18 protein-coding genes, 2 tRNA genes and 1 pseudogene are annotated in these 26235 nt (G+C 40.4%); 4 read left to right on the forward strand and 17 right to left on the reverse strand.

The genetic code is table 11. The features are described 5' to 3' along the window. Nucleotides 1-20: 20 nt before the first annotated feature. From secD to BLV53_RS10705, 10 genes and pseudogenes are all read right to left on the reverse strand, one after another. Complete coding sequence (secD, locus tag BLV53_RS10665) at nucleotides 21-2288, reverse strand: protein translocase subunit SecD (RefSeq protein ID WP_242879085.1); 2268 nt, start codon at nucleotides 2286-2288, stop codon at nucleotides 21-23. A 50-nt stretch (nucleotides 2289-2338) separates the two neighbouring features. Beyond that, nucleotides 2339-3727, reverse strand: coding sequence for a thioether cross-link-forming SCIFF peptide maturase (gene scfB / locus BLV53_RS10670; RefSeq protein WP_090300683.1), 1389 nt, complete (start codon nucleotides 3725-3727; stop codon nucleotides 2339-2341). Between the two features lie 94 nt (nucleotides 3728-3821). Beyond that, nucleotides 3822-3965: a six-cysteine ranthipeptide SCIFF gene (gene scfA, locus BLV53_RS10675; protein WP_015548727.1), complete on the reverse strand. Its 144-nt coding sequence runs from the start codon at nucleotides 3963-3965 to the stop codon at nucleotides 3822-3824. A 93-nt stretch (nucleotides 3966-4058) separates the two neighbouring features. Continuing rightward, nucleotides 4059-5219 carry an FKBP-type peptidyl-prolyl cis-trans isomerase gene (locus BLV53_RS10680; protein ID WP_090300685.1) on the reverse strand — a complete coding sequence of 387 codons (1161 nt, stop codon included), beginning with the start codon at nucleotides 5217-5219 and terminating at the stop codon, nucleotides 4059-4061. A 117-nt stretch (nucleotides 5220-5336) separates the two neighbouring features. Continuing rightward, nucleotides 5337-6911, reverse strand: coding sequence for a 4-alpha-glucanotransferase (gene malQ / locus BLV53_RS10685; RefSeq protein WP_090300686.1), 1575 nt, complete (start codon nucleotides 6909-6911; stop codon nucleotides 5337-5339). A gap of 198 nt (nucleotides 6912-7109) precedes the next feature. Next, nucleotides 7110-7967 carry a substrate-binding domain-containing protein gene (locus BLV53_RS10690; RefSeq protein ID WP_278335394.1) on the reverse strand — a complete coding sequence of 286 codons (858 nt, stop codon included), beginning with the start codon at nucleotides 7965-7967 and terminating at the stop codon, nucleotides 7110-7112. Nucleotides 7968-7994: 27 nt separating this feature from the next. Further along, a pseudogene (locus BLV53_RS17575) lies at nucleotides 7995-8132 on the reverse strand (LacI family DNA-binding transcriptional regulator); the annotation flags it as partial. Between the two features lie 268 nt (nucleotides 8133-8400). Further along, on the reverse strand, nucleotides 8401-9879 hold the full coding sequence (locus BLV53_RS10695; RefSeq protein WP_090300688.1) for a 4Fe-4S dicluster domain-containing protein: 1479 nt from the start codon (nucleotides 9877-9879) through the stop codon (nucleotides 8401-8403). Nucleotides 9880-10423: 544 nt separating this feature from the next. Beyond that, nucleotides 10424-12367 carry a hypothetical protein gene (locus BLV53_RS10700; RefSeq protein ID WP_139298953.1) on the reverse strand — a complete coding sequence of 648 codons (1944 nt, stop codon included), beginning with the start codon at nucleotides 12365-12367 and terminating at the stop codon, nucleotides 10424-10426. Between the two features lie 150 nt (nucleotides 12368-12517). Next, on the reverse strand, nucleotides 12518-13231 hold the full coding sequence (locus BLV53_RS10705) for a LytR/AlgR family response regulator transcription factor (protein WP_090300692.1): 714 nt from the start codon (nucleotides 13229-13231) through the stop codon (nucleotides 12518-12520). A gap of 157 nt (nucleotides 13232-13388) precedes the next feature. Here BLV53_RS10705 and BLV53_RS10710 point away from each other — a divergent pair, with 157 nt between their 5' ends. After that, nucleotides 13389-16037, forward strand: coding sequence for an ATP-binding protein (locus tag BLV53_RS10710; RefSeq protein WP_090300694.1), 2649 nt, complete (start codon nucleotides 13389-13391; stop codon nucleotides 16035-16037). Between the two features lie 107 nt (nucleotides 16038-16144). Here the strand turns inward: BLV53_RS10710 and BLV53_RS10715 are convergent. The 3 genes from BLV53_RS10715 to BLV53_RS10725 form a co-directional block, all read right to left on the reverse strand. Next, nucleotides 16145-16228 (reverse strand) — tRNA-Leu (locus BLV53_RS10715). Between the two features lie 74 nt (nucleotides 16229-16302). After that, complete coding sequence (locus BLV53_RS10720) at nucleotides 16303-17571, reverse strand: diaminopimelate decarboxylase (protein WP_090300696.1); 1269 nt, start codon at nucleotides 17569-17571, stop codon at nucleotides 16303-16305. Next, entirely contained in the window at nucleotides 17568-18314 is a 747-nt protein-coding gene (locus BLV53_RS10725; RefSeq protein ID WP_242879089.1) for a lytic transglycosylase domain-containing protein, read from the reverse strand. The genes BLV53_RS10720 and BLV53_RS10725 overlap by 4 nt, the downstream gene beginning before the upstream one ends. 38 nt (nucleotides 18315-18352) lie before the next feature. Here BLV53_RS10725 and BLV53_RS10730 point away from each other — a divergent pair. The 3 genes from BLV53_RS10730 to BLV53_RS10740 all read left to right on the forward strand — a co-directional run bounded on the left by BLV53_RS10730 (nucleotide 18353) and on the right by BLV53_RS10740 (nucleotide 20549). After that, nucleotides 18353-18424: transfer RNA gene (locus BLV53_RS10730), tRNA-Thr, on the forward strand. 421 nt (nucleotides 18425-18845) lie between these two features. Continuing rightward, complete coding sequence (locus BLV53_RS10735; protein ID WP_090300700.1) at nucleotides 18846-19496, forward strand: ribonuclease H1 domain-containing protein; 651 nt, start codon at nucleotides 18846-18848, stop codon at nucleotides 19494-19496. Nucleotides 19497-19511: 15 nt separating this feature from the next. Beyond that, nucleotides 19512-20549: a M42 family metallopeptidase gene (locus BLV53_RS10740; RefSeq protein WP_090300702.1), complete on the forward strand. Its 1038-nt coding sequence runs from the start codon at nucleotides 19512-19514 to the stop codon at nucleotides 20547-20549. A 46-nt stretch (nucleotides 20550-20595) separates the two neighbouring features. Here BLV53_RS10740 and BLV53_RS10745 read toward each other — a convergent pair whose 3' ends face one another. From BLV53_RS10745 to BLV53_RS10760, 4 genes are all read right to left on the reverse strand, one after another. Continuing rightward, entirely contained in the window at nucleotides 20596-21477 is an 882-nt protein-coding gene (locus BLV53_RS10745) for a serine O-acetyltransferase (protein WP_090300703.1), read from the reverse strand. Between the two features lie 106 nt (nucleotides 21478-21583). Continuing rightward, the gene (locus BLV53_RS10750; RefSeq protein WP_090300705.1) at nucleotides 21584-23860 is read right to left on the reverse strand and encodes a cyclic nucleotide-binding domain-containing protein; all 2277 of its coding nucleotides are present in this window, start codon (nucleotides 23858-23860) and stop codon (nucleotides 21584-21586) included. A gap of 268 nt (nucleotides 23861-24128) precedes the next feature. Further along, the gene (gene upp, locus BLV53_RS10755) at nucleotides 24129-24767 is read right to left on the reverse strand and encodes a uracil phosphoribosyltransferase (protein ID WP_090300707.1); all 639 of its coding nucleotides are present in this window, start codon (nucleotides 24765-24767) and stop codon (nucleotides 24129-24131) included. 55 nt (nucleotides 24768-24822) lie between these two features. Continuing rightward, entirely contained in the window at nucleotides 24823-26223 is a 1401-nt protein-coding gene (locus BLV53_RS10760; RefSeq protein ID WP_242879086.1) for a uracil-xanthine permease family protein, read from the reverse strand. Between the last annotated feature and the right edge of the window lie 12 nt (nucleotides 26224-26235).

Consider the following 26235-nt stretch of genomic DNA (forward strand, 5'->3'; position numbering starts at 1 on the left):
TCCTAATCTATAATTACATCTTATTTGTTTGCAAACTTAACCTTTAATATGTACCAAAGCTGTGTTGCGATAAAGATTGATGAATATGTACCTGCAACTACACCAGCAAGAAGTGGTAATGCGAATTCTCTGATTGATGAAACACCAAGGATGAGAAGCATAAGTACCATGATTGCTGTAGTGATTGATGTTGAAATACTACGTGAAAGAGTCTGTGATAATGACTCGTTACAAAGCTCTTTAAGTGTATCTGTATTTTCTGTACGGATTGACTTGTGGTTTTCTCTGATACGGTCAAATACAACGATTGTATCGTTGACAGAGTAACCAATAACAGTAAGCATACATGCAATAAATGCAGAACCAACTGAGATTCTGGCAAATGCATAAAGTGCAAGAACAACAAGTACATCATGTACAAGGGCGATGATTGCTGATGAAGCAAATCTAATGTCCTTGAATCTGAACCAAATATACACAAGCATGCAAAGTACTGCAACTAAAACAGCGATAGTAGACTGGCTACGCATCTCGCCTGAGATTGTAGAACCGATACTCTGCGATGTGATTGACTCCTCTGCAACGCTGAAGCTCTCCTCAAACATCTCGTTGAGCTTTGTTCTCTCATCAAGTGTAAGTGTACGTGTCTTGAAGATTGCCTGATTGCTTCCGTCTACTGTAGTAGTCTGGATACTTCCTTCGCTGACATCTATTGCCTTTGCGATTTCTGGAACAACCTTTGCATCTAAGTCTGCAAGTGAATATGTCTCATTGAAATCAACTGTTGTAGATGTACCACCAAGAAACTCAAGTGAGAAATTGAGTCCTGTACCGCTTGTAGCCTTGAATACACCCATTGTAATAAATCCAGCAGCAATGATTGCAACTGAGATTGTAAGGAACACTGCCTTCTTTCCTACGAAGTCGAACTTTGTAGGTTCCTTTGCCTTACCATACGCCTTTGGAGAACGAACACCAAGTGCATAGAAGGAATTCATAAGGATACGTGTAATTACAAGTGCTGTAAACATTGATAAAACAACACCGAGTGCAAGAGTGATTGCAAATCCCTTTACAGAACCTGAGCCAAGTAATCCAAGAACTGCTGCTGCAATAAGTGTTGTGATGTTTCCATCAAGGATGGCTGAAAGAGCCTTTGAGAAACCTGTCTCTATAGATGAAATAACTGGACGACCAGCTTTGATTTCCTCACGGATACGAGCGAATACGATAACATTTGCATCAACCGCCATACCGATTGAAAGAATCATACCTGCAATACCAGGAAGTGTAAGTGTGATATCGAAAGCCTTGAGGATTCCGATAAGCATTGCTGTGTAAAGTGCAAGTGCAAGTGATGCAACCACACCAGGAACAAGGTACATAACCATAAGGAATACCATAACAAGTGCAAGACCTACACCAGCAGCAATAAGTGATGTACGAAGTGCATCAGAACCAAGCTGCGCACCAACAACCTGTGACTCTAATTCCTGAAGTTCGATGTCAAGGCCACCGATACGGATATATGAAGCAAGCTTTTCTGCTGCTTCGAAGCTTTCCATTCCTTCGATTACGCAGTTACCATTTGTGATAGCTGAGTTAACTCTTGGAACTGAGACAAACTGTCCATCATAGTAGATACCGATTGTCTCGCCTGTAAGAACAGCTGCCTGAGTAGCAGTTGCGAATGCCTTTGTGCCTTCATCATCAAATGTAAGCTGTACTACGTATTCTGTGGCATTGGTAGTTTTGTTTGACTGGCTACCTGCCTGAGAACTCTTTACATTAGTACCAGTAGCTATAACTGAACCATTGTCAATAAGTGTCTGGATATCGTAGTTAAGTGCATATCCTTCAGCACCATAGCTGTAGTTTTCATTACCATCGTTGTCTTTCTGAGCGATGAAGTAAAGTGTACCAGGAGTTCCCAACTCCTCCAATAATGCATTAGCATCTGAAACGCCTGGAATCTCAACTGTGATTCGTCTGTCACCTACGCGGTAAACATTTGCTTCTGTTGTTGAGCTTTCCTCACCAAGATCATTTTCAATACGCTGCTGAAGCTTGAGGATTGTATCTGCCATCTGCTCATCAGTAGGCTTATCTCCAACTGCCTCGTATGTAATGCTGACACCACCATCAAGGTCAAGACCAAGCTTGAGGCTGTCCTCATTTTCCTTAATTGTGCCTGTAAGTACGGCAGCTGCGCAGTAGCCAAGTACACCCAAGAGAGCTACAAACGCAACAAGCCAGGCAATCCCCTGTCCTTTTTTCAAACGTTTCATTATTTATTCTCCTATCGTTTATTTATGACTGCTTTCGCAGTTAAAAGAGGTTAGGCCTCTTTTGATTTTTCGTCCAGCTCGCTCTTGTGTACCTTGAGAGCGATTGCACATTCGATACGTTTCTTTTGAAGCTCGCAGCCCACATGATAGTTTCCAAGGATACTTCCTGTGAAATTAAATGCATTTGCTGCACAGCCTCCGCTGCAATAGAAACGTGCGAAACAATTCTTGCACTCTTCCTTCGCGTATACGTTGCAGTGCTTGAATTCATTAACGACTTCCTTCTTTTTAACTCCTGTAAATACATCGCCAAGACAGAAATCTGTGTTACCAACGAACTGATGGCAAGGATAAAGCTCACCAGTAGGAGTGACTGCCATGTATTCTGTTCCTGAACCACAGCCAGAAAGACGCTTGTAAACACATGGGCCACCTTCCAAATCAATCATAAAGTGGAAGAAGTTGAAGTCCTCATCTGTGCCCTGACGACGCATCATCTCTGCGGCAAGATCATCGTACTCCTTAAAGAGCTTTGGTAAATCCTCCTCGCGGATAGCGTAATCGTCTGTCTCCTGAGCAACTACAGGCTCTACAGAAATCTGCTTGAAGCCTTCATCTGCAAGATGAATAACATCCTTCGAGAAATCAAGGTTATTTCTGGTGAATGTACCACGGATGTAGTATTTATCTTGATTTCTTGACTCAGCAAGCTTTTTGAACTTTGGCATAACAAGCTCGTAGCTTGGTGCACCCTTTTTGAATGGGCGCATGAGATTGTGGATTTCTGGACGACCATCGCAGCTGAGAACCACGTTTGCCATCTCTTTATTAGCGAATTCCTGAATCTCATCATTTAAAAGCACACCATTTGTGGTGAGTGTAAATCTGAAGTTTTTATTTTTTTCTTTTTCGATGGAGCGGCCATAGGCAACTAAATCCTTAACCACCTGCCAGTTCATGAGAGGCTCTCCACCAAAGAAGTCAACCTCAAGATTGCGACGTGTGCCCGAATTGGCAACAAGGAAATCAAGAGCCTGCTTGCCGACCTCGTAGGTCATAAGCTCACGCTTTCCTGTGTGGTACTCGCCTTCTTCTGCAAAGCAGTACTTGCAGGCAAGGTTACAATCGTGGGTTATATGTAAGCAAAGAGCCTTTACAACTGTAGGACGTGCTGTGAAATCTGCAATCCTTGGCTCGTAATTGTCTGTGGTAAATAATGAGCCATCCTCAATGAGACTATCGATTTCTGACTGAATCTCTAAAAGTTCTGATTCAGCCACCTCAGGATGGTCTGTTTTCATCTGTGAAAGTGCCTCGTCACGTCCCTTCTCCTGCCAGAGAGCAAGGAAATCGTAAGTGATTTCGTCTACAACATGAATGGCGCCGCTATTAATATCTATAACAATGTTATATCCATTGTTTTTGAACTGATGTATCACTAAAAAATGTCCTTTCATAAACGCACAATAGACCGTCCCTGTCTAAAAGACAAGGTCCGGTCTGCGTTGTTATTACTTTATTGTTTGTAAGCTATTACTTTGAATGCTCACAGCTCTGGTTACCAACTGTGCAAGATGTCTTGCAAGCTGACTGGCATGATGTCTGGCACTCGCCGCATCCGCCTTCCTTTACAGTGTTCTGTAATCTAGCAGTATTAAGTGTTTTGATGTGTTCCATAATGAAAACTCCTTTCATATTGTGATTACTACGCTTAGTAACCCTCAGGTTAGTAAATTATACTACAAATTGCCTAAAATATAAAGTCTTTTCCTAGTTCTCCTCTGCTTCGCCCTTTGTAACTACTGCATTATCCACGCAGAACTGTACTGCCTTCTGGATAAGGTACTGCTGACGGAAATAACGTTTCCCATCGTAGTTGTCCACTGTGTACACCTCATAGAAAGCATCCTCATCCTTGCTGCCTGTTGATGCTACAAGGTTTGCGATGAATTTCTCATAGCCTTCTGCATCAACTTCCATACCTTCTTTTTTTGCAATAGCTTCAAGAATTAATTCTTCTGTAAGGGAGTCATTGAGGTTGCTCTTTACATTCTCTACATATTCATCATAATCCTGGCCCATGGAATCCAGGTAATCCTTTGTTGTGGTGTTGTACTGCTTACACTGCATTTCAAGCAAATTAAGGTACATATCAACTCTGGCCTGTACCAGTTCTTCTGGAACCTTTGAAACCTTGCTGTTGTTGATAATTGTATTTAGCACAGATGTCTGAACATCATTTTCATAATCAGACTCAAGCTTGCTTTTGTACTGTTCTGTTAATGAATCAATGTACTCATCAACTGTATCTGAACCAAAGTTTTCTTTAACAATATCATCTGTTAAGTCAGCCTTGCTTTCGATAGCCTTAGCCACATAGTTAATCTGGAAGGTGAAGATAACTGTCTGACCAGCTAAATCAGCATTACCGTACTGCTCTGGGAATGTAACCTCATAAGCTACTTCCTCTCCTACTGAATGTCCTGCCAATCCTGATGTGAAGCCATCGATATAGCCACCAGTTCCACCTGCTGCGCAGTTGCCAGCAACATCAATCATCTGATTTTCTGCTGAACCGCCATCAAATGCTACACCATCCTGGGAACCTACGTAATCAACATTGATGATAGAATCTTCCTCTACTTCTGTTTTTGATGTGTCCTCAACGTAAACGCTTGCATCTGCAATAGTCTTTGATACGTATTCATCAAGGCCCTCTTCAGTAAAATCGTATGTGCCAGTCAGTGTGACTTCAACGCCCTTGTAATCTCCAAGAGTTACATACTCATCTACATCATATTCAACTGGCTTAGCATCAGTCTTAGTCTTTTCTGTTTTAGTCTCAGCTTTTTCTGCAGATTCCTTGCCGCAGGCTACCATAGATACGGCCATTACAGTCACAAGGAAAAATGCTAATAATCTATTTTTCATTTCGTGTCCTCCTAAAAGTCTGCATTAGTTTACCATATTATTATTTTTAAGGCAAAAAATGCTCCCCCAAAACACTGGGGAAGCATCTTCGAAGAAGAAAGTATATGAAAAAGAAGATTAATTAGCTTTTTTTGCTGAAGCTTCTGACTTTTCAGCCTGTTCAGCCTTTTCGACCTTTTCTGCTGCCTGTGCTGTCTCTTCCTTTTTAGGCTTTACAGCGCGGTCATACATTACGGAAATTCCATAAATCTTTTCCGCCAATTTATCATCTAACTCATCAGATAATAATCTCCACTGCCAGTTACCGCTCTTGGTTCCTGGAACGTTAATACGATTATATTTGCCAAGTCCTAAGTAGTCCTGAATCTGAGCTACAAAAAGATTAGCAACAGAGCTCATTCCTCCACGGATTAGGCCCCAATTAAAACCTTCGGATCTAGAAATTCCAAGATACTTCTTTGCGTAATTTCTATCCTTTCTCTTGGCTTCCTCGTACCACTCCATAACTGTGGCATTATCGTGAGTTCCTGTATAACAAATGCAATTCTTATCATAAGTATGTGGCTGATAGTTATTAGCCTCACCTGAATCAAAGGCGAACTCTAATACCTTCATACCTGGCCATCCGCTATCCTCAAGAAGCTGTACAACTGTAGGTGATGGCTCTCCTAAATCCTCTGCGATGAATTCAATGTTAGGGAACTTCTTTGAAAGAAGACCAACTAAATCCATACCAGGACCCTTTTTCCACTTACCATTTTTAGCAGTATCATCCTTTGCAGGAATAGCCCAATATTCATCGAAGCCTCTGAAATGATCTATACGAAGCACATCATAAAGCTTGCCTGCTCCCTCGATACGACGAATCCACCAACGATATTTATCTGCTTTAAGAGCCTTCCAGTTGTAGCATGGATTACCCCAAAGCTGACCATCCTCGCTGAAATAATCTGGTGGTACACCTGCTACTTCAACCGGATAGTTCTCCTCGTCCAAACTGAAGAATTCAGGCTCTGACCACACATCACATGAATCCAGTGCAACATAAATTGGTAAATCACCGATTACATCGATGCCAAGACCATTGATATATTTTTTAAGCTTATCCCACTGTTCAAAGAACAGATACTGAATGTAAATAAAGAATTCTATATCATCACTTAGAAGCTTTTGGTATTTTTCAACTGCAGCTGCCTCGTGTAAACGGATATCTTCCTCAGGCCATTCCTGCCAGCTCTTCTGGCCAAAATGCTTCTTGATAGACATAAACAAGGCATAATTTTCAACCCATGGATTTTTCTCTTTAAAAGCTGCAATTGCATCAAGAGAATCCTTGTAGCCTCTTTCTTTTGCCTTCTCTAATACCTTAAAACGGCTCTCATAAATCTGGCCATAATCAACATATCTAGGATTTGTGCCCCAGTTCTCAGCATCTACTTCCTCCTGAGTGAGCAAACCGTCTTCAATTAACATGTCTAAATCGATAAAGTATGGATTTCCAGCAAATGTAGAAAAGCTCTGGTAAGGGCTATCTCCATAGCTGGTAGGACCAAGTGGAAGCACCTGCCAATACTTCTGCCCTGCCTCCTTTAAAAAATCAGCGAAATCATAAGCTGCTTTACCAAAAGTACCAATACCATAAGGTGATGGCAATGAAGATACAGGCATCAAAATACCGCTACTTCTTTTCATGTGTGTTCTCCTTTTATTATTTAATGCAAATGGATTAATAGTTATATTCCATAGTATTTTCTCGAAAAATGGAGGGTGTTAGGCCTCACCCTCCAATCCGTTGATTCCTTTAATTCAAGGAATCATTAATGTTTTGGGAAGAAAAACTCTTCTATATATGTAAATTGCATTTAGCAATAAACATCGATTTTAATAAATTTACTGTACCATCTTCAGAGATTCACCCTGTCGTAAAATGGTTGGCAGTAAAATGTGTTTATGGGTTTTCTCACCTTTGATGATATCTACCATCAATCTCACAGCCTCAGCACCCATTTTTTCCATCGGCTGGCAAAGTGTTGTAAGCACTGGGTTCATGTATTCGGAAGCTTCAATTCCATCTATGGCAATAACTGCCACGTCATTTGGAACATTCATTCCCGCTTCCCTAATTGCTTTCATGGCACCCATAGCCATGTTATCTGAAATTGCAAACAATGCTGTAAACTCATGCTTTTCAGCTAGCCATGTTTTCATGCCTTCATAGGCATCTGCAATGTTAAAACTATTTATGGATATAATTAGATTTTCATCTAATTCAATTTCAAAATCTTTTAAGGCTCTTATGTAGCCTTCAAATCTGACCTGACTAACAGAACCATCTTCAGGTCCTGCCAGAAGAACTGCTATTTTTCTATGGCCTTCTTTATAAAGATATTCAACTGCATCATGGGCAGCCTGATTATCATCAATACAAACGCTGGAATAATCTGATTTGTCAACATCTCCGTACTGATTATTAAATGTACAGCATACAAATGGTACATTAATACTGGAAAGCTGCTTTTTAGAATAATTCAAACGACCACCAAGAAAGATAATTCCTAGAAGTTTTTTGTCTCGCTCCATTTTTGCAGCTGCAAAGATTTCATCATCGTTTGCTCCTATTTGCTGCATCACCATGGTATAGCCAGCTCTTTCGATTTTATCCCCTATTTCTGTAATAATCTTTGTGTAGAAAGGATTTGACATTCCTCGCACTACTACACCTATATTTTCTGAAGTACTTTTTCCCAACTCCCTGGCACTGGTATTTGGTATGTAATTGTATTCTTTTACAATTGCACGTACTTTTTCCTTAGCAGTATCGCTGACATCTGGATGATCATTTAATACACGTGACACCGTGCTCACACTCACCCCTGCCAGTCGTGCGATATCTTTGATTGTCATATGGTTTTCCTTCCTTACTTTCCCAAATCAATTATTTATTGAACTAAAACTCTGTGGGGCCTAATCCACTTCTGAGAATTATTTGGAAACGTTACTGGTAACGTTTCCAGTTCATGGTTAAATAATAACGCAGGTCTGCTCCTGCGTCAATATAGAAGCTTCTTTTTGTATATTTAAACAATTATTATCATATAGAATTAGCAAAATTAAACATAAGCTGTTATTTCCTTTACTAAATAAAAATGGCTCCCATTTCTGGGAGCCATAAATCAGACTTTTATTCCATATGTCCATCTCTATACATAGAGAATTTATCCATTGGGTAATTTTCAAGGTTTTCAAGGATCTTACGTCCATCAGCCTTATTGATAAGACCTGTTCTAGCCTTGATGATTTCTCTCTCTGCCTTATGCTTTGAAGGACCACCAACGCAACCACCTTCACAAATCATACCTTCGATGAAGTCTACATCGAGCTTGCCGCTCTTGAGAAGCATAAGTGCCTTCTTACACTCAGCTCCACCTGCGCACTGCATAAGCTTGATATCGTCTGTGTTCTGTCCACGCTCCTGCATGCACTCGATAACAGCCTTTGCAACACCGCCTGAAGAAGCGAAGTGCTTACCAAATGTAGATGACTCCTGGTAGTTCTCATCTACTGGCTCGAACTCAACGCCCTTAGAACGCATTAATGCACGAAGCTCACCAAATGTAATTACGTAATCTGCATTTCCTGGAACTGTCTCATCTGCAGCTTCAGATTTCTTTGCGATACATGGTCCAACGAATACTGTAACTACATCGTCGCCCTGTGTAGCCTTAAGAAGACGTGAGATAGCACACATAGGTGAGATTGTTGAAGACATGTTGTTCTCGAACTGCTCTGGGAAGTGCTTTCTAAGCATGTTGATGAAAGCTGGGCAGCAAGATGTAGTCATCTTACGTCCTTCTTCCTTGGCCTCGTACCACTCAGCAGACTCGTAAGCTGCTGTCATATCTCCACCGAGACCAACTTCTACCATATCTGTGAAGCCAATCTTCTTGCAAGCTTCCTTAACTGCTGCCATTGAGATGTCCTCGCCGAACTGTCCCTCTGTAGCAGGTGCGCACATAGCATATACCTTCTTGCCTTCAAGAATAGCCTTGATGATGTGTACAAGGTATGTCTTAGAACCAATAGCACCGAATGGACAGCTGTGGATACAGTGACCACATGAGATACACTTCTCATCGTCGATTACGCAGTGACCGTACTCATCGTAAGAGATAGCGCCAACAGGGCAAGCCTTCTTACATGGTCTCTCAAGATGAACGATTGCCTGATAAGGGCATTCCTTAGCACACATACCACATTCCTTACATTTTGTAGGATCGATGTGCATTCTTCTCTCACCTGGAGAAATAGCACCGAACTTACAAGAATTGAGACAAGCCTTGCCGAGACAGAAACGGCAGTTGTCTGTAACTGAATAAGATGCGATTGAACAGTCATCACATGCAGGCTGGATAACCTGAACTACGTTCTTTGAATCTGGATTTGTTGGAAGATTCTCTGCACAAGAAAGGATAACTCTCTGTCTAACGATTTCTCTTTCCTTGTAAACGCAACAACGATATGTTGGTCTAGGTCCAGGAATGATTTCGTAGCAAACAGCCTCTTTGTGCTCTGCGTCAAGCTCGCCAGCCCATGCGAGCTTACAAACTTCTTCCATAATGTTGTGCTTCAATCTAACTATGCTTTGATCTGAAGTAACCATATTTTTCTCCTTTTACAATACTTTTGCCAGTTTATTTACAAGTTACACCTAGGTAACCAGTTTGCCAGTTTGTGAAATATTATAGCCTAAACTTATGTATTTTTTATGTAACCAAATCCACTTCGTTTATTTTTTCACAATCTAACTATATCATAAAATCGCGATTTAAAAAGTTTATTTTTGAATACAAAAATACCAGCTGAAAAATCAGCTGGTATCAGTGTTAAAGCAAAACTATGTAAGTCTAATTTTGCTTTAATGTCGATGTGGATGAATTAACGGTCCCTCATGTTTTCGAACTTCTTGAGGCGCCGTCTTGCTCTACAATTTTCCATCATAGTTTTTAGCATTTTCATCTTCAAGATCAACACTTTCATAACATTCTACCTCATTCTTCTCACCCACGTAATGTCACACTACTCCCTCTCAAAAATGTGAACATTTTGTGAACAACACCTTACATAGGTACTTTACCACTGTTGAATAGCCTAAACAATAATTTGGCACAATCTTCTTCTGTTTGGCAAATGTGTGAAATACTCTATTATTGATTCAATTTATCCAGTATTTTCGCAATTGCACGGCGTCTGGCTTCGAATATACCTATTCCAATGCCTCCTGTACCTGCTATACCTGCCAAACCAACAAACCACTTACGATGCTGTTTTAAACCTGACAGGGTTATATCCTTTGGTGTGGCTCCATCAGGTATGGTAATGGTTTCATCTGATGATAAAACGGGTTCTTCAATAGCAGTGTCATCCTGCAGTTCCAGACTTTCACTATCCTGGTAAACTGTATCCTGATGTCTTCCTCCATCCTGCGATACAGTGTCATCACTATTTAGGAATGGCAAAAGATCAATAATCTCTTCCTGTGGCTCTTCTACAGTTTCCTCTACCTCAACCTGTTTTGGGAGAGATATCACAGGGGCTGCTTCATACCAGGATTCATCAGAATTTCCACCACTAGAAGATATCTTTTGTGGCACTTTTTCGATAACATCCCTTTTTTCTTTATCATCAATCTCTGTTTCAGGCAAAATCTCCTCTGGAATATCCTCTTCAGATGGTACGATTTCTGCGTCAGTAGATTCTGAAGGTGATGCTTCTGGTTGCTTTTCCTCTGGAGCTTGCTGATATTTATTTGCATAGATGTCTTTGGCATCCTGTAGATTTTTATTTGCTACGATAAGATTTTCTTTGGCCTGGTTGTATGAGGCTGTGGCTGCTTCAAGTCTGCTCTCCAGATACGTCACCTGAACCAGTGCCAGAACGCTGTCATCATCTTTAAGATTATCCAGCTTATTTTGAATATCTCTAACCTTTTCTCTGGCAGCCTTCATCTGTGTTTTAGCCAGCTCTGCATCGGCTATAAGTTTGTTATAGTCAGCTTCATCGCCCACAAGATATTTATATTTTTCAACAATTTCTGAATAAAGAGTGACATTAGCAGGATTGAGTCTGCTGTCTTCCATATCAATTGTTGCAGCACCGTGAAGCTTTTTAGCTTCGTCTATTACTGCATCAACAGCCTCATTCTCAGATGAATAATGACTCTCCTTGATGGTATCGCTTACTTCATAGCCGTTTTTCTCTATCGTCTTATTGTAAGATGCTTTAAAAGTACCAGTAGTTTCATATGTCCTTTTATGGGGATTTTTTTCAGTCTCCCAATCGTCATTGAATTCTATAGAAGTCTTATAGTACTCTCGATTGTATTTAAATTCATCTTCAACATATTGCTTCCCATCTTCAACGGCAGATATGGGATTATATACTCTGGCATCACGGACACCGGTGTATCTCATGTACTCTATGTATCTAGGCACATAAGTTCCGTCTATTGTCCAATAATTATCGATTGCTATTTGTCCATTTAATGCTTCAGCTTCTTCCGCTGTAAGCTGAAGCACCTGGCCATCAGCGTCAGTATATTCATATATGCTCTCTCTGGCTGCGGCGATTTCCTGCTCAAGCTGGTGAAGTCTCGCCTCTGCTTCAGCCAAGCCCCCCTCAGCGTCCTCAAGAGAGCTTTGTGTAGCTTGTAATTCTACAGCATAAGCTAATGCTGCATTTTCGTACTCAGCTTTTGCTTTATCATACTCGGATACAAGCTGATTATATTTATTTTCTGCATTTTCCAATTCCTGTTCTGCTGAATCTACGGCATTGGATGCGTTTTCTACAACGGTCTGTGCATCTTCAGCTGATATCTCCTGACTTTCAAGAGTACCAACCGCAGTTTCTGTTTCACTAACTGCAGCCTGGGTAGCTTCTTGAGCTTCATCCATGGCTTCACAGGCCTCATCTGCAATTGTCTCGGCGTCAGCCACTGTCTCATCGTTTGTTACTGATACCTGCTCCAGATGCTCTGGTGCATTCTCCTCAGTATCGATTTCTTCTGCGTAGGCGGTTAAACTAACCTGTCCCATCAATGCTGCAACAGACAAACCGATGGACATCATTTGTACCGTCCGGTTATTCATAAACAACTACCCTTAATTGTTCTAATCATTAATTACATCAGTCTCTCCATAATAATTTAACAAAATAATAATGGAACGTATGCGAATTGGCAAAATATGATTTATTTTGGCAATATCAACACTCGTTCCATTTTAATTAATATCCGATAACTAATTATTATTAAATTTATAATCGTTGATTTTTTGTTTTACCTCTGAAACCCTTTTTGCCGAGATAGGGAAAATGGTCCTATCCTGCATATGTACTTCATTCCCTTCGAGTTTACCAATGTAATCAATGTTAATTATGATTCCGCGGTTAACTATAATGAATCGCCTGTCAGTACCAACAACCTCTAAAAATTCGCCTGAAGTCATGCGAACCCTTGAAGTGCTTGCATCATCCTTGTGAATTTCAAGATAGTGTCCGTCTGTAGTTACAGAGATAATATTTTTTAAATAGATTTTCTCGTCTACGTTTCCAACTGTGATTTTTATGAAGAAAGCATCTATCGGAGTATGGGCCACAATTTCTGTGACAAGGTAATCTATTCGCTCATATGTGAAAGGTTTCGTCACATAATCGAAAGCATGTAGCGAAAACGCATCGGGATAATGATCATCTGACGCTGTCATAAAAATAAGGAATGTCCTATCCGATAATTCCCTCATCTTTCTGGCTGCGTCTATGCCATTCATCCCCGGCATGAATATGTCCATAAATACAACATCAAATCGACGCTCTCCTAATGCTTCAACAAACTGAGGGCCTGACTCAAACTCCTCAACCTCCAGGTGCAAATCTCGTGATGAAGAAATTTTATCTATCATCATCTTTAGCTGTACTCTAAACAAACTTTCGTCATCAATAACTGCTACTCTCATGTTGCCTCCCCATAACGCAGTATAATCTTCTATTATAATATCATAATTCTTTTGGAATGATAATGAAAATTGTTCAAAAATTATCTATAATTAGCGTGAATAATCTTTTTATTCCACCATTAGCATTTTTACTTTTAATTCATAAGGGGATTTACATATGGATTTCATACAGAACAACATGATTTTTCTAAATCTTATTATCTTGATGGTGGGAATTACCTCCGTCCATTTGGGTTTTAGTTTTTTAAGAAGAGAACGTCATACAAAAGGCTTTTTTAAATATTCTGTATTTCTTTTAGCTATCGGTAATGGCTTATGCTCCATCGGCTATTCTACTATGTCCATGAGCCCAAACATTGGCTCTGCCTTTGTGTTTAGAAGCATTGGCCTGTTAGGCATAGACATCTATATCGTAGCTGAGCTCATTCTTATCTCCAGTTGTCTCAAAATCAGCCGTTTGGCAGAGATTTTTTTGATAGTTGTAACCTCCATCGCATCACTACTTGATTTAATCATTTATGGTAGTCCGGAAAGCAACGATTATTATAGAATCAACAACTATTGTATTTACATTGCAAAAGATCCTTACAGGCAGCTTTTTCACTATTCTTATCAGCTTCTCGTTGTAATTTGCTTCTTCATATTAGGATTGTTATGGGCTTATCACACAAAATATAAGAGAGATAAAAGATTCGTATTTTTCATATTCCTGTCTAACTTTATTTTTGCATGCTCATCTCTTCCTGATATGTTTTTTTCAATGAAAGAGGTCCCTTTTTTACATGCTTTTTATTGTTTTGGAATATCTTTTGCATTTTTTGTATTTTATATATCATCAAACGACTACACGGTTTTTTACATTACCATCAACAGCATAAGCAAGGATATTTTCTCCACACTTGGAACTGGACTTCTGGTTTTTGATACTAACTACCACCTGACCCTTTCTAATGACTATGCAAAAAAAATTTTAGGTCTGGATGTGGAACCTTATCGTATCCGCTTGAAGGAAATATTTGATTTGGAAAGTGGCGAACCCCTCAGAATGTTCAGCATTGCGCAAGGTGGCAATATTGTAGATTACAGACTCACTGCCAACGTAACAGGCAAAGCCACACTTGTTAATTTCAGTTGCAAAATGGATAAAAACAAGGAACCTCTTTGCTACATCCTTACTACCACAGATTTGACTGAGGAAAACAGATTATTAAAAGATGCTCAGGCTGCAAATGCGGCAAAATCAACCTTCCTCAGCAATATTTCACATGAAATCCGTACACCTATCAATGTCATCACCGGCATGAATGAATTGATTCTCAGAGAATGCAAAGATGATAATATTTTAAAATATTCTGAGAACATTAACGTTGCTTCCAGAAATCTGATGGCATTGATAAATGATGTTTTGGACTTTTCAAAAATTGAATCTGGAAAGCTGGAAATCATCCCGGGTGAATTCAATATCGGTAGCGCTCTAAACGATTGTTACAGTCTGTTTTTGAGTCTTACCCACAGCAAAAATCAACATTTTTCGCTTGAATGTAACAGCGAGATTCCATGTACTTTAATTGGTGATGATGTACGTTTGAAGCAGATTCTTTCAAATCTGATTTCAAATGCAGTTAAATATACTCACGAGTATGGCTCAATCAGTATCAAAGCTGATTATCGGCCTGTTGGAAGAAATAAAATCATCCTTAACGTTTCCGTTACTGACACTGGAATCGGTATCCAGGAAAAGGATATATCAAAGCTTTTTGACAATTTCCAGAGACTTGAGCTCAATAAAAACAGAACAATTCAGGGTACTGGCCTGGGACTATCTATCACAAAAAATCTTGTAGCCCTTATGAATGGTACAATTTCTGTAACCAGTAAATATGGGGAAGGCTCTGAATTCATGGTCAGGATTCCTTTCGATGTAGCGGATTATTCTCCTGTCGGTGACATCAATGAGAGACATAATTCAATTACCGGCGAAAGATACACCTGTAGCTTCACTGCTGAGAACGCACATGTTCTTGCAGTAGATGATGTACAGATGAATCTGGATGTTTTCACAGGTCTGCTAAAACATACTGGCATTAAAATTGACTGCGCATTGAGTGGTCAGGATGCTTTAGAAATGATGCGAATTCGTAAATACGATATTGTTTTTCTCGATCATATGATGCCAGAAATGGACGGTATAGATGTGTTAACGTATATGCGTAATGACAGCGAAAGTAAAAATCACAATACACCTATCATCATGCTTACAGCTAATGTAGTTATGGGCGCCGATAGGAATTATTTAGATAGCGGCTTCAATGATTACCTTTCAAAACCAATACAGCCTACTGCCTTAGAAAATATGGTTATTAAGCATCTTCCGCCAGAACTTGTCACACTTACAGAACAGGATGAACCAAAGGATACTGTAACTTCTGACGATTCGAATGTGCCTCAAAATGAGTCCTCTCCTTTTATTGCCCAGCTATCATTTCTGGATACAGCTGCAGGCCTGAATTTTGCAATAGGGGATGAAAGCTTTTACCGACAGATACTTGAGACTTATATCTCAGAAGATAAAGCTGCTTCACTGGAAAATTTCTATCAGGCGAAGGATTGGCCAAACTACCAGATTGTGGCTCACTCCATAAAAGGAACCTCCCTGACTATTGGTGCTCCTGTTGTATCAGAAGCTGCTAAAGGTTTGGAATTTGCTGTTAAAGAAGACAGACTTGAATATATTGATGAACATCATGACGAAGTAATTAAAATGTATAAGGAACTTGTGGGAAAAATCAGGGATGCCTTGAAATAGGCATCCCCTTTTTATTATTGTTACTCCATACTCTTTATTTCTTCAAGAATATAGCTATCTCTTCATACGAAAAAAGTGGCCTAGCAAAGCTAGACCACTAATATTTATGCCGGCAGTGGGACTTGAACCCACACGATGTTGCCATCAACAGATTTTGAGTCTGCCTCGTCTGCCAATTCCGACATGCCGGCGTCCGAAGATTAGTATACTAAAAGGGGCTATGTTTTTCAACAAAAAATTAAAAAAGATAACCCCTTATTTTGTATTATTTTAAAATTCCATCTACAACACCAAGATTGTCGAATGTAGCAAGGTAATCCTTGATGGTTTCTGGACGGCGGATAAGCTTGAAGCTGCCATCCTCTTTAAGAAGAACTTCTGCACTTTTAAGCTTGCCGTTGTAGTTGTAGCCCATTGAGTAGCCATGTGCACCTGTATCGTGGATGAAGAGCACATCTCCCATATCAATCTTTGGAAGCTGTCTGTCCACTGCAAACTTATCACAGTTTTCACAAAGTGATCCTGTCACATCATATACATGATCCTCTGGAGCATCTTCTTTGCCAAGAACTGTCACGTGATGATAAGAACCATAAACTGCTGGGCGCATCAAATCTACTGCGCAAGCATCCACTCCGATGTATTCCTTATAGATGTGCTTCTCATGGATTGCTGTAGTAACAAGTCCACCGTAAGGTCCCATCATAAAGCGGCCCATTTCAGTGAAGATAGCAATATTTCCAAGACCTGCTGGAACAAGGATTTCATCAAATGCTTTGTGAACGCCCTCTCCAATCACTGCAATATCATTTGGCTTCTGATCTGGTCTGTAGGCAATACCCACTCCACCTGAAAGATTTACAAACGAAAGAGAGATGCCTGTCTGCTCCTTGATTTCCACAACAAGCTCAAAAAGTGTTCTTGCAAGTGTAGGATAATAGTCATTTGTTACTGTATTAGAAACAAGGAATGCATGGATACCAAATTCCTCTACGCCCTTTTCCTTAAGGATTTTGTATGCCTCAATAATCTGGTCTTTAGTCATACCATACTTGCTGTCGCCAGGGTTGTCCATTATGCCATTTGCAAGCTCGTATACTCCACCTGGATTAAAGCGGCAGCACATTTTCTTAGGAAAATGACCAACTACATTTTCAAAGAAATCAATGTGTGTAAAATCGTCAAGGTTTACAATAACTCCCAAATCGTCTGCATACTTGAATTCTTCTGCTGGTGTATCATTTGACGAAAACATAATGTCATCCTTTTTAAAGCCAAGCTCATCTGAAAGAGCAAGCTCCACATAGGACGCACAGTCCACACCGCAGCCTTCCTCCTGAAGGATTTTTAATATGAATGGATTTGGATTTGCCTTTACTGCAAAATATTCCTTAAAGCCTTTATTCCAGCTGAATGCCTTGTTTACTGCTCTGGCATTTTCTCTAATTCCCTTCTCATCATATATGTTAAAAGGAGTTGGAATCTGCTTGGTAATCTCGTTAATTTTTTCTTTTGTTACAAATGGGGTTTTCATAAATAATTCATCTCCGCTAGTGTTTGTTTAAGTAACGTGTATTCTTCCCCCTCAGGTATTTCTCGAAGAAGAGTCTTTAAGTCCGCTTCAAGCTGTTCCTTTGAGGCTGTACGTGAGATATAGTTTGTGTAAGGCACATCTGCCCCTCGCTTCATAATAGCTTTAATATTCTTCACGTAGCTTTGTGTCTCTCCATAGGGTGGAACACCACCATATTCCTTTACCGCACTGCTTCCAGCATTGTAGGCTGCGAGTGCATTATCCACATTTCCACCAAACTCTTTGAGCTTCTGAGAAATGTAATTTGCTCCTGCCATTATGTTTTCGTAGGCATCAAACGGATGCTCAAGCCCTAGCCCTTTAGCAGTTTCCGGCATAATCTGCATGATTCCCATAGCACCACTTCGGCTGACTGCATCCGGATTAAACCCAGATTCCTGTTGGGCCATGGCGGTAAGCAAATCATAGCTGACACCGTATTTTTTGCTGGCTTCAATAAAGATATCCTTGTAGGATGTTGCTGAAGGTATCTTTTCTGAAACAGTTTTAGTATTTAGGGCCTTTTGAAAAGCCTTGCTGGCTGAAGAGCTCCCAGCTTTTGCAGTGGATTCCTTTTTTGACAGAGCCTGCATTACATCCTCATAAATAACACTTGCTCCGGGAGACACTACTGATATTTTCATACTCTTTCCCTCAATAACCTCTGAAATATCAATTAATTTGCGGTAACGTATTGACTTCATCACCTATCTTTGATATCCTTTTTCTTGCTGAAAAGCAAGCTGGTGTGGCTCAGAGGTAGAGCACTTCCTTGGTAAGGAAGGGGTCACGGGTTCAATTCCCGTCACCAGCTTTTTTTTGTGTCCAAAAACACTTAGTAGGGAATTGAATCTATTCTTGAGCAAGCTCAAGAATCAGCGCTTCGCTTAATTCCCGTCACCAGCTTTTTTTGTGTCCAAAAACACTTGGTAGGGAATTGAATCTATTCTTGAGCAAGCTCAAGAATCAGCGCTTCGCTTAATTCCCGTCACCAGCTTTTTTAGTGCCTAAAAACACCTTTTTAATTTCGCCCAATTTGTTTGGGCTTTTTTTATTTGCTCTACACTTTACCATATTAAAGTGGTGATGTAAACCCCTATAGTTTCATGTTAGCTAATATCATTTCCCAGTTCAATTTTCCCTACACATGTTTCAGAGTTTTTTCATAAATTCATTTGAAAATCCCAGGTATTATTATTACTATAATTAAGTAATATTTCATTTAGGAGATTTTTATGGCAAAAAAGAATTTCTACGCTGTACGTGTTGGTAAGGTTCCTGGTATTTACAAGACTTGGCCAGAATGTCAGGCTAATACATCAGGTTTCCCTGGTGCTGTTTTTAAGGGATTTGAGACTCTCGAAGAAGCTCAGGCCTTTATGAATTTGGGGCAGCCTCAAAAGAATAATGATTCGTCTAAAGCTCAAACCTGCGAGTCAGCCACCTACTCCCCTGACAAACTGCCAGATGTTTATGCATTTACAGATGGCTCTTACAATATAGCCACAAAAGTATACGGCTATGGCGGTTTTTTGCACTATAGTGAAACTGAAGATGACATCGAAATCCGTGGAAATGGCAACGATCCTGAAGAAGCAGAATCAAGAAATGTCTCTGGTGAAGTTCACGGTGCTGTTGCCGCAATGAAAAAAGCTGTGGAGCTTGGACTTACAGAAATGACACTCTTTTATGATTATGAGGGAGTGGAAAAATGGCCCACAGGGCTTTGGAAAGCAAATAAAAAAATATCTAAATTTTATGTAGCAGAATATAATCAACTCAAGGATAAATTAAAAGTAAACTTCGTTCACGTGAAAGCCCACACAGGCATTCCTGGAAATGAAGCCGCCGATAGAATGGCAAAAGCTGAAGTTGGTATAGAATAATTTTGGAGGAACAATATGGAAACAAAAGCATATGTAGATTATATGGTACAGCAAACTGTGGATATTCTAGGAATTGACAGTCCTACAGGCTTCACAGCAAATGCTGCAAAGCACCTTATGGGTGAATACGAAAAGCTTGGCTATAAGCCTGTTATGACCACAAAAGGTGGTATCCTTGTGGATCTTGGCGGAAAGAATGAGGATGATGCTATCCTAATCGAAGCCCACATGGACACCTTAGGCGGAATGGTTTGCAAGATAAAAGATAATGGAAATCTGGAGCTGACCCCACTTGGCGGATTTTCCCCAAACAACGGTGAAGCTGAGAACTGTCGCATTTACACAAGAGATGGCAAAATCTATGAAGGTACTTTCCAGCTAAATGATGCTTCAGTTCATGTAAACGGTGAATATTCCACAAAGACCCGTGAATTTAAAGGCATGGAAGTTGTCATCGATGAAGAGGTTTCAAGTGCTGACGACACAAAAGCACTTGGCATAATGATTGGTGACATTGTTGCTTTCGAGCCTAGAACACGAGTAACTGATTCAGGCTACATAAAGAGCCGTTTCCTTGATGACAAGCTTTCGGTGGGCATACTTTTAGGTCAAGCAAAATATCTAGCAGATAATAATATCACTCCTGAGCGCAAGGTTTACCACCACATCACAGTGTATGAAGAGGTCGGCCATGGTGCCTGCGGAACTGTTCCTGAAGGAGTAACCGAAATCCTTTCAGTGGATATGGGCTGTATTGGTGATGGGCTTGATTGCAAGGAGACTCAGGTAAGCATTTGTGCCAAGGATTCTGGTGGCCCATACAATTACGAGGTAGTTTCAAATCTAATCAATGCCGCAAAAGAAAACGATATTGATTTTGCAGTAGACGTTTATCCTCACTACGGTTCTGATGCAGACGCTGCCTTAGGCGCTGGCTATGATGTTAAGCATGGTCTTATCGGTGCCGGCGTATATGCCAGCCACGGCTATGAGCGCTCCCACAAAAAAGGCGTAGAAAACACCTTCAAGCTACTTATCAATTATGTAAGATAAAGACTATAGAAAAAGAGTCCACCTCACGCGAGAGATGGACTCCTTTTTATTTAACATCGTAATATATTCTAGATTCAGGTGGAACAGACTCAGTGATGAAGGTAGAACCTCCGATGATAGAATCATGTCCAATAACTGTATCTCCACCAAGAATAGAAGCATTTGAATAAATGGTAACGTTATCCTCGATGGTTGGGTGACGGCGCACACCTCTAAGTGTCTGACCGCCTCTGGTAGAAAGAGCTCCTAGGGTAACACCCTGATAAACCTTTACATTTTTACCGATAACTGTAGTCTCACCAACTACGATACCTGTACCGTGATCGATGAAGAAGTATTCCCCAATAGTAGCTCCTGGGTGAATATCGATACCAGTATTTGAGTGAGCGTATTCTGTCATGATACGAGGAATGATAGGCACTCCCAGCAGATAAAGCTCATGGGCCAAACGATAAATGGTAATTGCATGTATGCCAGGATAAGCAAAAATAATTTCGTCTATGCTGGTAGCAGCAGGGTCCCCATCAAAAGCTGCAGATAAATCTGTATCTAAAAGAGCTCTTACATGAGGTATTCTCTTAAGAAATGCAAGAGAAAGCTCCTCAGCCTTTGAACTGCATTCCTCATCACAGCAACCACAGAAGTCTGCACTGTAGCAAAGAATCAATGCTATCTGCTTGTTTAGATTATAAACAACATCCTCCATCAGGGTGTTAAGATTTGTCTCCACGTTGTAAACCTTGTAAACATGGTCTCGATAATAGCCAGGATATACAATCCTAAGGAGCTTCATTGTGATATCAATGATGCTGTCCTTGTTAGGCTGATGGAAAGTGTCCATTTTATCAATGGCTCTGTCTGACTTGTAATCTTTGATGAGTTCTTCGGTAATCTCTAGGATTTCCTGCTCTATTTTTTTGCCATCCATTATAATAGGTTCTCCTAATTTGTTAATATGATTTAATCATTCTAGCACATTAATGAAGGATTTGCACAGAAAAAGACCAGATAACACAAGCTACCTGGCCTCTATTTTACATCCTAAGATAATCCATGCCCATTTTCACTTCATCAGGAACTGTACCTCCGTTCTTCTCCACTTTATCTATGATCGTCTTAAGATGATTTAGTTCCTGGCTGCACTTTATCTCATGGCGGGAAATACCCTGCTCGAACATAGGATGTGAGCTCACCTTGCTCCTGTATGCCTTAGAGAAGGTGCAATGCTTATTTAAAATATTTCTCTCAGATTTGTTCAAACGAATACTTCCCTGAGCCTCGAAATTCACCCAGATTGTATACTGCTTGGTGAAGGCCTCTCGCATATTATTTCTTGAAGATTTAAGAAGGGTTTTAACCTTCTCTTTATTTTCCGCTGATAAATCTTTGTTCTTTCGATAGAAAGTAAAGTAATCGTAAAAATCTGAGGTTAAGCAATCTGAGCCGATGTCGTTCCATCTAGAGCCCTGCTCTTTTCTACAAATTTCCCAACGGAAGGCACCACAGCAGTAAATCATAAATTTATCCAAATCATCAAATGTGAACATCGGAAATACGAATCGGCCTGGTGTGTCCACTTTTATACCACCACATTCCTGCCACATCATGGCACGCATGCCGCAGTTTGGAAGCAGAATTATATCAGGTTCAACACGCTTTAGATAAGGCTCACTTTTAACGTTTGCCTCCATATCGGTGTAAAAGCCTTCGCGAAGGAATATACCGTAATCCACTTCCTCTATTTTGGATAGCGACTCTCTAAGTTTTGTTTTTGTCAGAAGCATACGCATGGCTTCGCCACCAAAATCTTCTTTGGTGGGTACAGGACAGAAGGATGACATTTTTCCTGAAGTTGTACGGTTGGCAGAAACAAAAAAGTTGTTTATCTCAAACTTTACTTTTTCCTCCTGATTATTCATCCACTCGGCCATGTCAGATTCTGCTATGTTGCCAGCTTTTCGTTCCTCTAAGATAAAACCTCTGTAATCAAGATCCAGTTCATTTCTACTAGGCTCCCTGTCCCCTGCGTACACGGCACGAAGCCAGGTATAGATAGTGAAAATATGCTCGTCCAAACACAGTGCATCTATGCGCTCCATTATATCTGCAAGCTCATTTGTTAAATCATCCCCCAGGGCACCATAATCTATATAGCCCAGGTTCAAAAACATCTTGATGATTGTATCTAATTCACCACCATATGCCTCAAGCACCAGCGCTCTGAAGAAGGTTTTATTATACAAATCATAGAACAAATCAACAGCCTTTTTGCGCACTTTACGCTCATTATCCTCCTTACCCTCTCTATCTGAAAGAGCAAGATAATCATCCAGCTGTTTTCTATATTCTGCTGTTTTCTCATCGTCGATTTCAGCGAATTCGCAAATATGCTCAAAGGCCTGATTAAACTCAGCCTGCTTCATCATCTTAGCTTCGTCAAATGATGCTGCTGTAGCTGCAAAATCGTGGGTCTCGTACTCTGTCCATCGCTCCTTTACAAGAGCCTTGTCATATAACCCAGATTGAGAAATATATTTATAGAGCATCTTCATTAGCTTTATAATTCCGGCCTGCTCTGCTCCGCGTTGGGCGGCGTATATTCTCAGATTATACACAAGCTCAAACAAGTCCCCTTTCTCCTGGGAGAGTATGAGTGGAGAAAACTCCTCTAAATAAGACTCCATGGATTCGATAGCATCTATAGCGCGCTTCATATAGCCGCAGCTGATTCCGATTACGCCATTTGCGATTTCTGTGCGGGAGCCATATATGTTTTCAATCTGTCTATTATCAACAGCATTCAGGCTATCTATATATTCATGCTCCCAAGTCTGGATTTCACCCTCAATAACCAGTGGTTCTAATTCTTCAAGCATTGGGATTTCTTTAATTTCCATCCCTACAGACCTGCAAAGCTTCTTATACTCTGTATCAATACCTCGGGAATAATACAAGAAATCTGATACTTTCTTTTTATATGAATCATAGATTTTGAAAACATCGCGACACTGTCTGAAAGCACCTTTGGAAAAGCCAAAGATATATACTGGCTGTGCCTCAAAAATAGAATTAAAGTCAGACATTGTTTTGTAAGGACATTTTATAACCATTGAGTCTTCACTGACTACGTAGTCAGAGTCGTACTCATGATTTAAGGCATCTGAAAGACCCGCAATAGTACCAGGGCCAAGTGTAATGTGCTGGCCCTTCCAGGTTTGCGTTATAGAACCTGTAACTACTACGTACATGCAGTCTACAGGGTTGCCTTCGCTAATTATTCTTTTTCCTTTTTGGATATTAATAGGTTCCAAATTCGTACCTCTTTATGTAAAATGCCCCACCTTTACACCATACGTTAATTATAAAATTGTCTGAATACTAATGCAATCTCGTTACTATTATTTCACAAAAAATACAATAAAAAGGGGGCCCGTAGCTGGCAAATCAATCCAACCATTTTTGAGATCGCTTTCGCTATACTCCTCAAAAATGGTCGGCCTGCTTTGCCAGCTACGAGCCTTGATATCGACGTAATATTATACGAGAATTTGCATTAGACGTGAACGCGTACGCAACGAATTATTTAGTACCAAAAATACGGTCGCCGGCGTCGCCTAGGCCTGGGCATATGTATGCGTCTGAGTTAAGCTCGCGATCGATGTGGCCTACGTAAATCTGTACATCTGGATGTGCTTCGTGGAGAGCTCTTACTCCTTCTGGTGCAGCGATGATAGCCATGAATTTGATACGCTTTCCACCGTGCTGCTTGATAAGGCCGATTGCGTCGATTGCTGAACCACCTGTTGCAAGCATAGGGTCTGTTACAACGATAAGACGTTCTTCGATTGGGCTAGGAAGCTTGCAGTAATATTCATGAGGGATATGTGTCTCCTCGTCACGATACATACCGATGTGACCAATCTTTGCTGTAGGAACAAGGCGCTGGATACCATTTACCATACCAAGGCCTGCACGAAGGATAGGTACGATAGCCATCTTACGACCAGCAATAACTGGTGCCATGCACTTCTCGATTGGTGTCTCACACTCGATTTCAACTGTCTGTAAATCGTTAAGAGCCTCGAATGCTTCAAGCATTGCGATTTCCTCTACAAGGGCTCTAAACTCAGCTGTACCTGTATTCTTGTCTCTAAGCATTGTGATTTTGTGCTGAAGTAATGGATGTGTTAACTCAACTACATTTTCTAATTTTTCCATTTTAATAACCTCCAAAAATATATCTAATAAAACTAAAACTCTGAGATTTAAAGAGTTAGCTTACAGTCTGTCCTGACTTACGGTCTGCTGCATCAGTGTGTTCGCTGACGATTTTTTCCATGTGATATGGCTCTGGATTGCCGTAATCGTAATCCTTACCAGGAATGATTGCATTAAGTCCAACGCCAGCAAGTGCTGCAATGGCAAGACTTGTAAGAGTAATATCTGTAGAACCTATTGTAAATGTAAGACCATCTGAGAAACCAAGGCCACATACAAGAATAACTGCTGCAATAATAAGGTTTCTAGACTTTGTGAAATCTACATGATTCTCAACCACGTTTCTAACTCCTATTGCACTTATCATACCATAAAGCATAAAGCTTATGCCACCTACGATTGCACTTGGCATAGTTCCGATGATGCCTGCCATCTTAGGGATAAATGAAAGGGCAATAGCGTAAATTGCTGCTATTCTGATAACCTTTGGGTCATGAACTCTTGAAAGCTCAAGAACACCGGTATTTTCGCCGTAAGTAGTATTTGCTGGACCTCCGAATAATGCTGAAAGTGCTGTGGCAATACCATCACCTGCAAGTGTGCGATGAAGACCAGGATCGGCTACAAGGTCCTCTCCTACTGTGGCAGAAATAGCTGACATATCACCAATGTGTTCCATCATGGTAGCGATGGCGATTGGTGCCATAACAAGGATTGCTGAAATGTTGAATTTGGCAACGAAGAAATCTGGAAGACCAATCCATGCTGCATTATTTATTTCTGTAAAATTAAGGATTGCGCTGCCGTCAGCGTTTGTCATTCCAAGAGCATTGAAAATAAGGGCACAACCGTATGAAATAAGGACACCCATAAGGATAGGAAGGATTTTAAACATGCCCTTGCCCCAGATGTTAAAGATGATTACAACTGAAAGTGCGATAATCGCAAGAAGCCAGTTAGATGATGCATTTGTGATAGCTGATGGAGCCAGAGAAAGGCCGATACAAATGATGATTGGACCTGTAACAACAGGTGGAAGATATTTCATAACCTTGTTGATACCAACAAGCTTTATGATTAATGCAAGAACCAGATAAAGGGCGCCTGCTACAACAATACCACCGCATGCATATGGAAGCTTCTCGCCCATTGTCATGTTTTTGAAAATACCGGTATTTAAATTAGCAACTGTGTGAAATCCGCCAAGAAAAGCAAATGAAGAACCAAGGAAAGCTGGAACTTTTAACTTAGAACAAAGATGAAAAAATAAGGTGCCGACACCTGCGAAAAATAGAGTAACCTGAATTGAAAGGCCTTCGCCATTGAAATAATTGTTGACGAGAATTGGAACTAAAATAGTGGCTCCAAACATTGCAAATAAATGTTGAAGTCCTAAAATTAGCATTTTCGGTAAGCCTAGCGCCGAGGCATCTTTGATTGGTGCATGTGAATTCATACATTTCCTCCC

Source organism: Pseudobutyrivibrio sp. ACV-2, from assembly GCF_900107545.1.
Classification (GTDB): Bacteria; Bacillota; Clostridia; order Lachnospirales; family Lachnospiraceae; genus Pseudobutyrivibrio.

Coding starts and splice junctions, on each gene's coding strand:
- secD (WP_242879085.1), bottom strand. CDS start 2,288: ATGAAACGTTTGAAAAAAGGACAGGGGATTGCCTGGCTTGTTGCGTTT.
- scfA (WP_015548727.1), bottom strand. CDS start 3,965: ATGGAACACATCAAAACACTTAATACTGCTAGATTACAGAACACTGTA.
- BLV53_RS10680 (WP_090300685.1), bottom strand. CDS start 5,219: ATGAAAAATAGATTATTAGCATTTTTCCTTGTGACTGTAATGGCCGTA.
- malQ (WP_090300686.1), bottom strand. CDS start 6,911: ATGAAAAGAAGTAGCGGTATTTTGATGCCTGTATCTTCATTGCCATCA.
- BLV53_RS10695 (WP_090300688.1), bottom strand. CDS start 9,879: ATGGTTACTTCAGATCAAAGCATAGTTAGATTGAAGCACAACATTATG.
- BLV53_RS10700 (WP_139298953.1), bottom strand. CDS start 12,367: ATGAATAACCGGACGGTACAAATGATGTCCATCGGTTTGTCTGTTGCA.
- BLV53_RS10705 (WP_090300692.1), bottom strand. CDS start 13,231: ATGAGAGTAGCAGTTATTGATGACGAAAGTTTGTTTAGAGTACAGCTA.
- BLV53_RS10710 (WP_090300694.1), top strand. CDS start 13,389: ATGGATTTCATACAGAACAACATGATTTTTCTAAATCTTATTATCTTG.
- BLV53_RS10720 (WP_090300696.1), bottom strand. CDS start 17,571: ATGAAAACCCCATTTGTAACAAAAGAAAAAATTAACGAGATTACCAAG.
- BLV53_RS10725 (WP_242879089.1), bottom strand. CDS start 18,314: ATGAAGTCAATACGTTACCGCAAATTAATTGATATTTCAGAGGTTATT.
- BLV53_RS10735 (WP_090300700.1), top strand. CDS start 18,846: ATGGCAAAAAAGAATTTCTACGCTGTACGTGTTGGTAAGGTTCCTGGT.
- BLV53_RS10740 (WP_090300702.1), top strand. CDS start 19,512: ATGGAAACAAAAGCATATGTAGATTATATGGTACAGCAAACTGTGGAT.
- BLV53_RS10745 (WP_090300703.1), bottom strand. CDS start 21,477: ATGGATGGCAAAAAAATAGAGCAGGAAATCCTAGAGATTACCGAAGAA.
- upp (WP_090300707.1), bottom strand. CDS start 24,767: ATGGAAAAATTAGAAAATGTAGTTGAGTTAACACATCCATTACTTCAG.
- BLV53_RS10760 (WP_242879086.1), bottom strand. CDS start 26,223: ATGAATTCACATGCACCAATCAAAGATGCCTCGGCGCTAGGCTTACCG.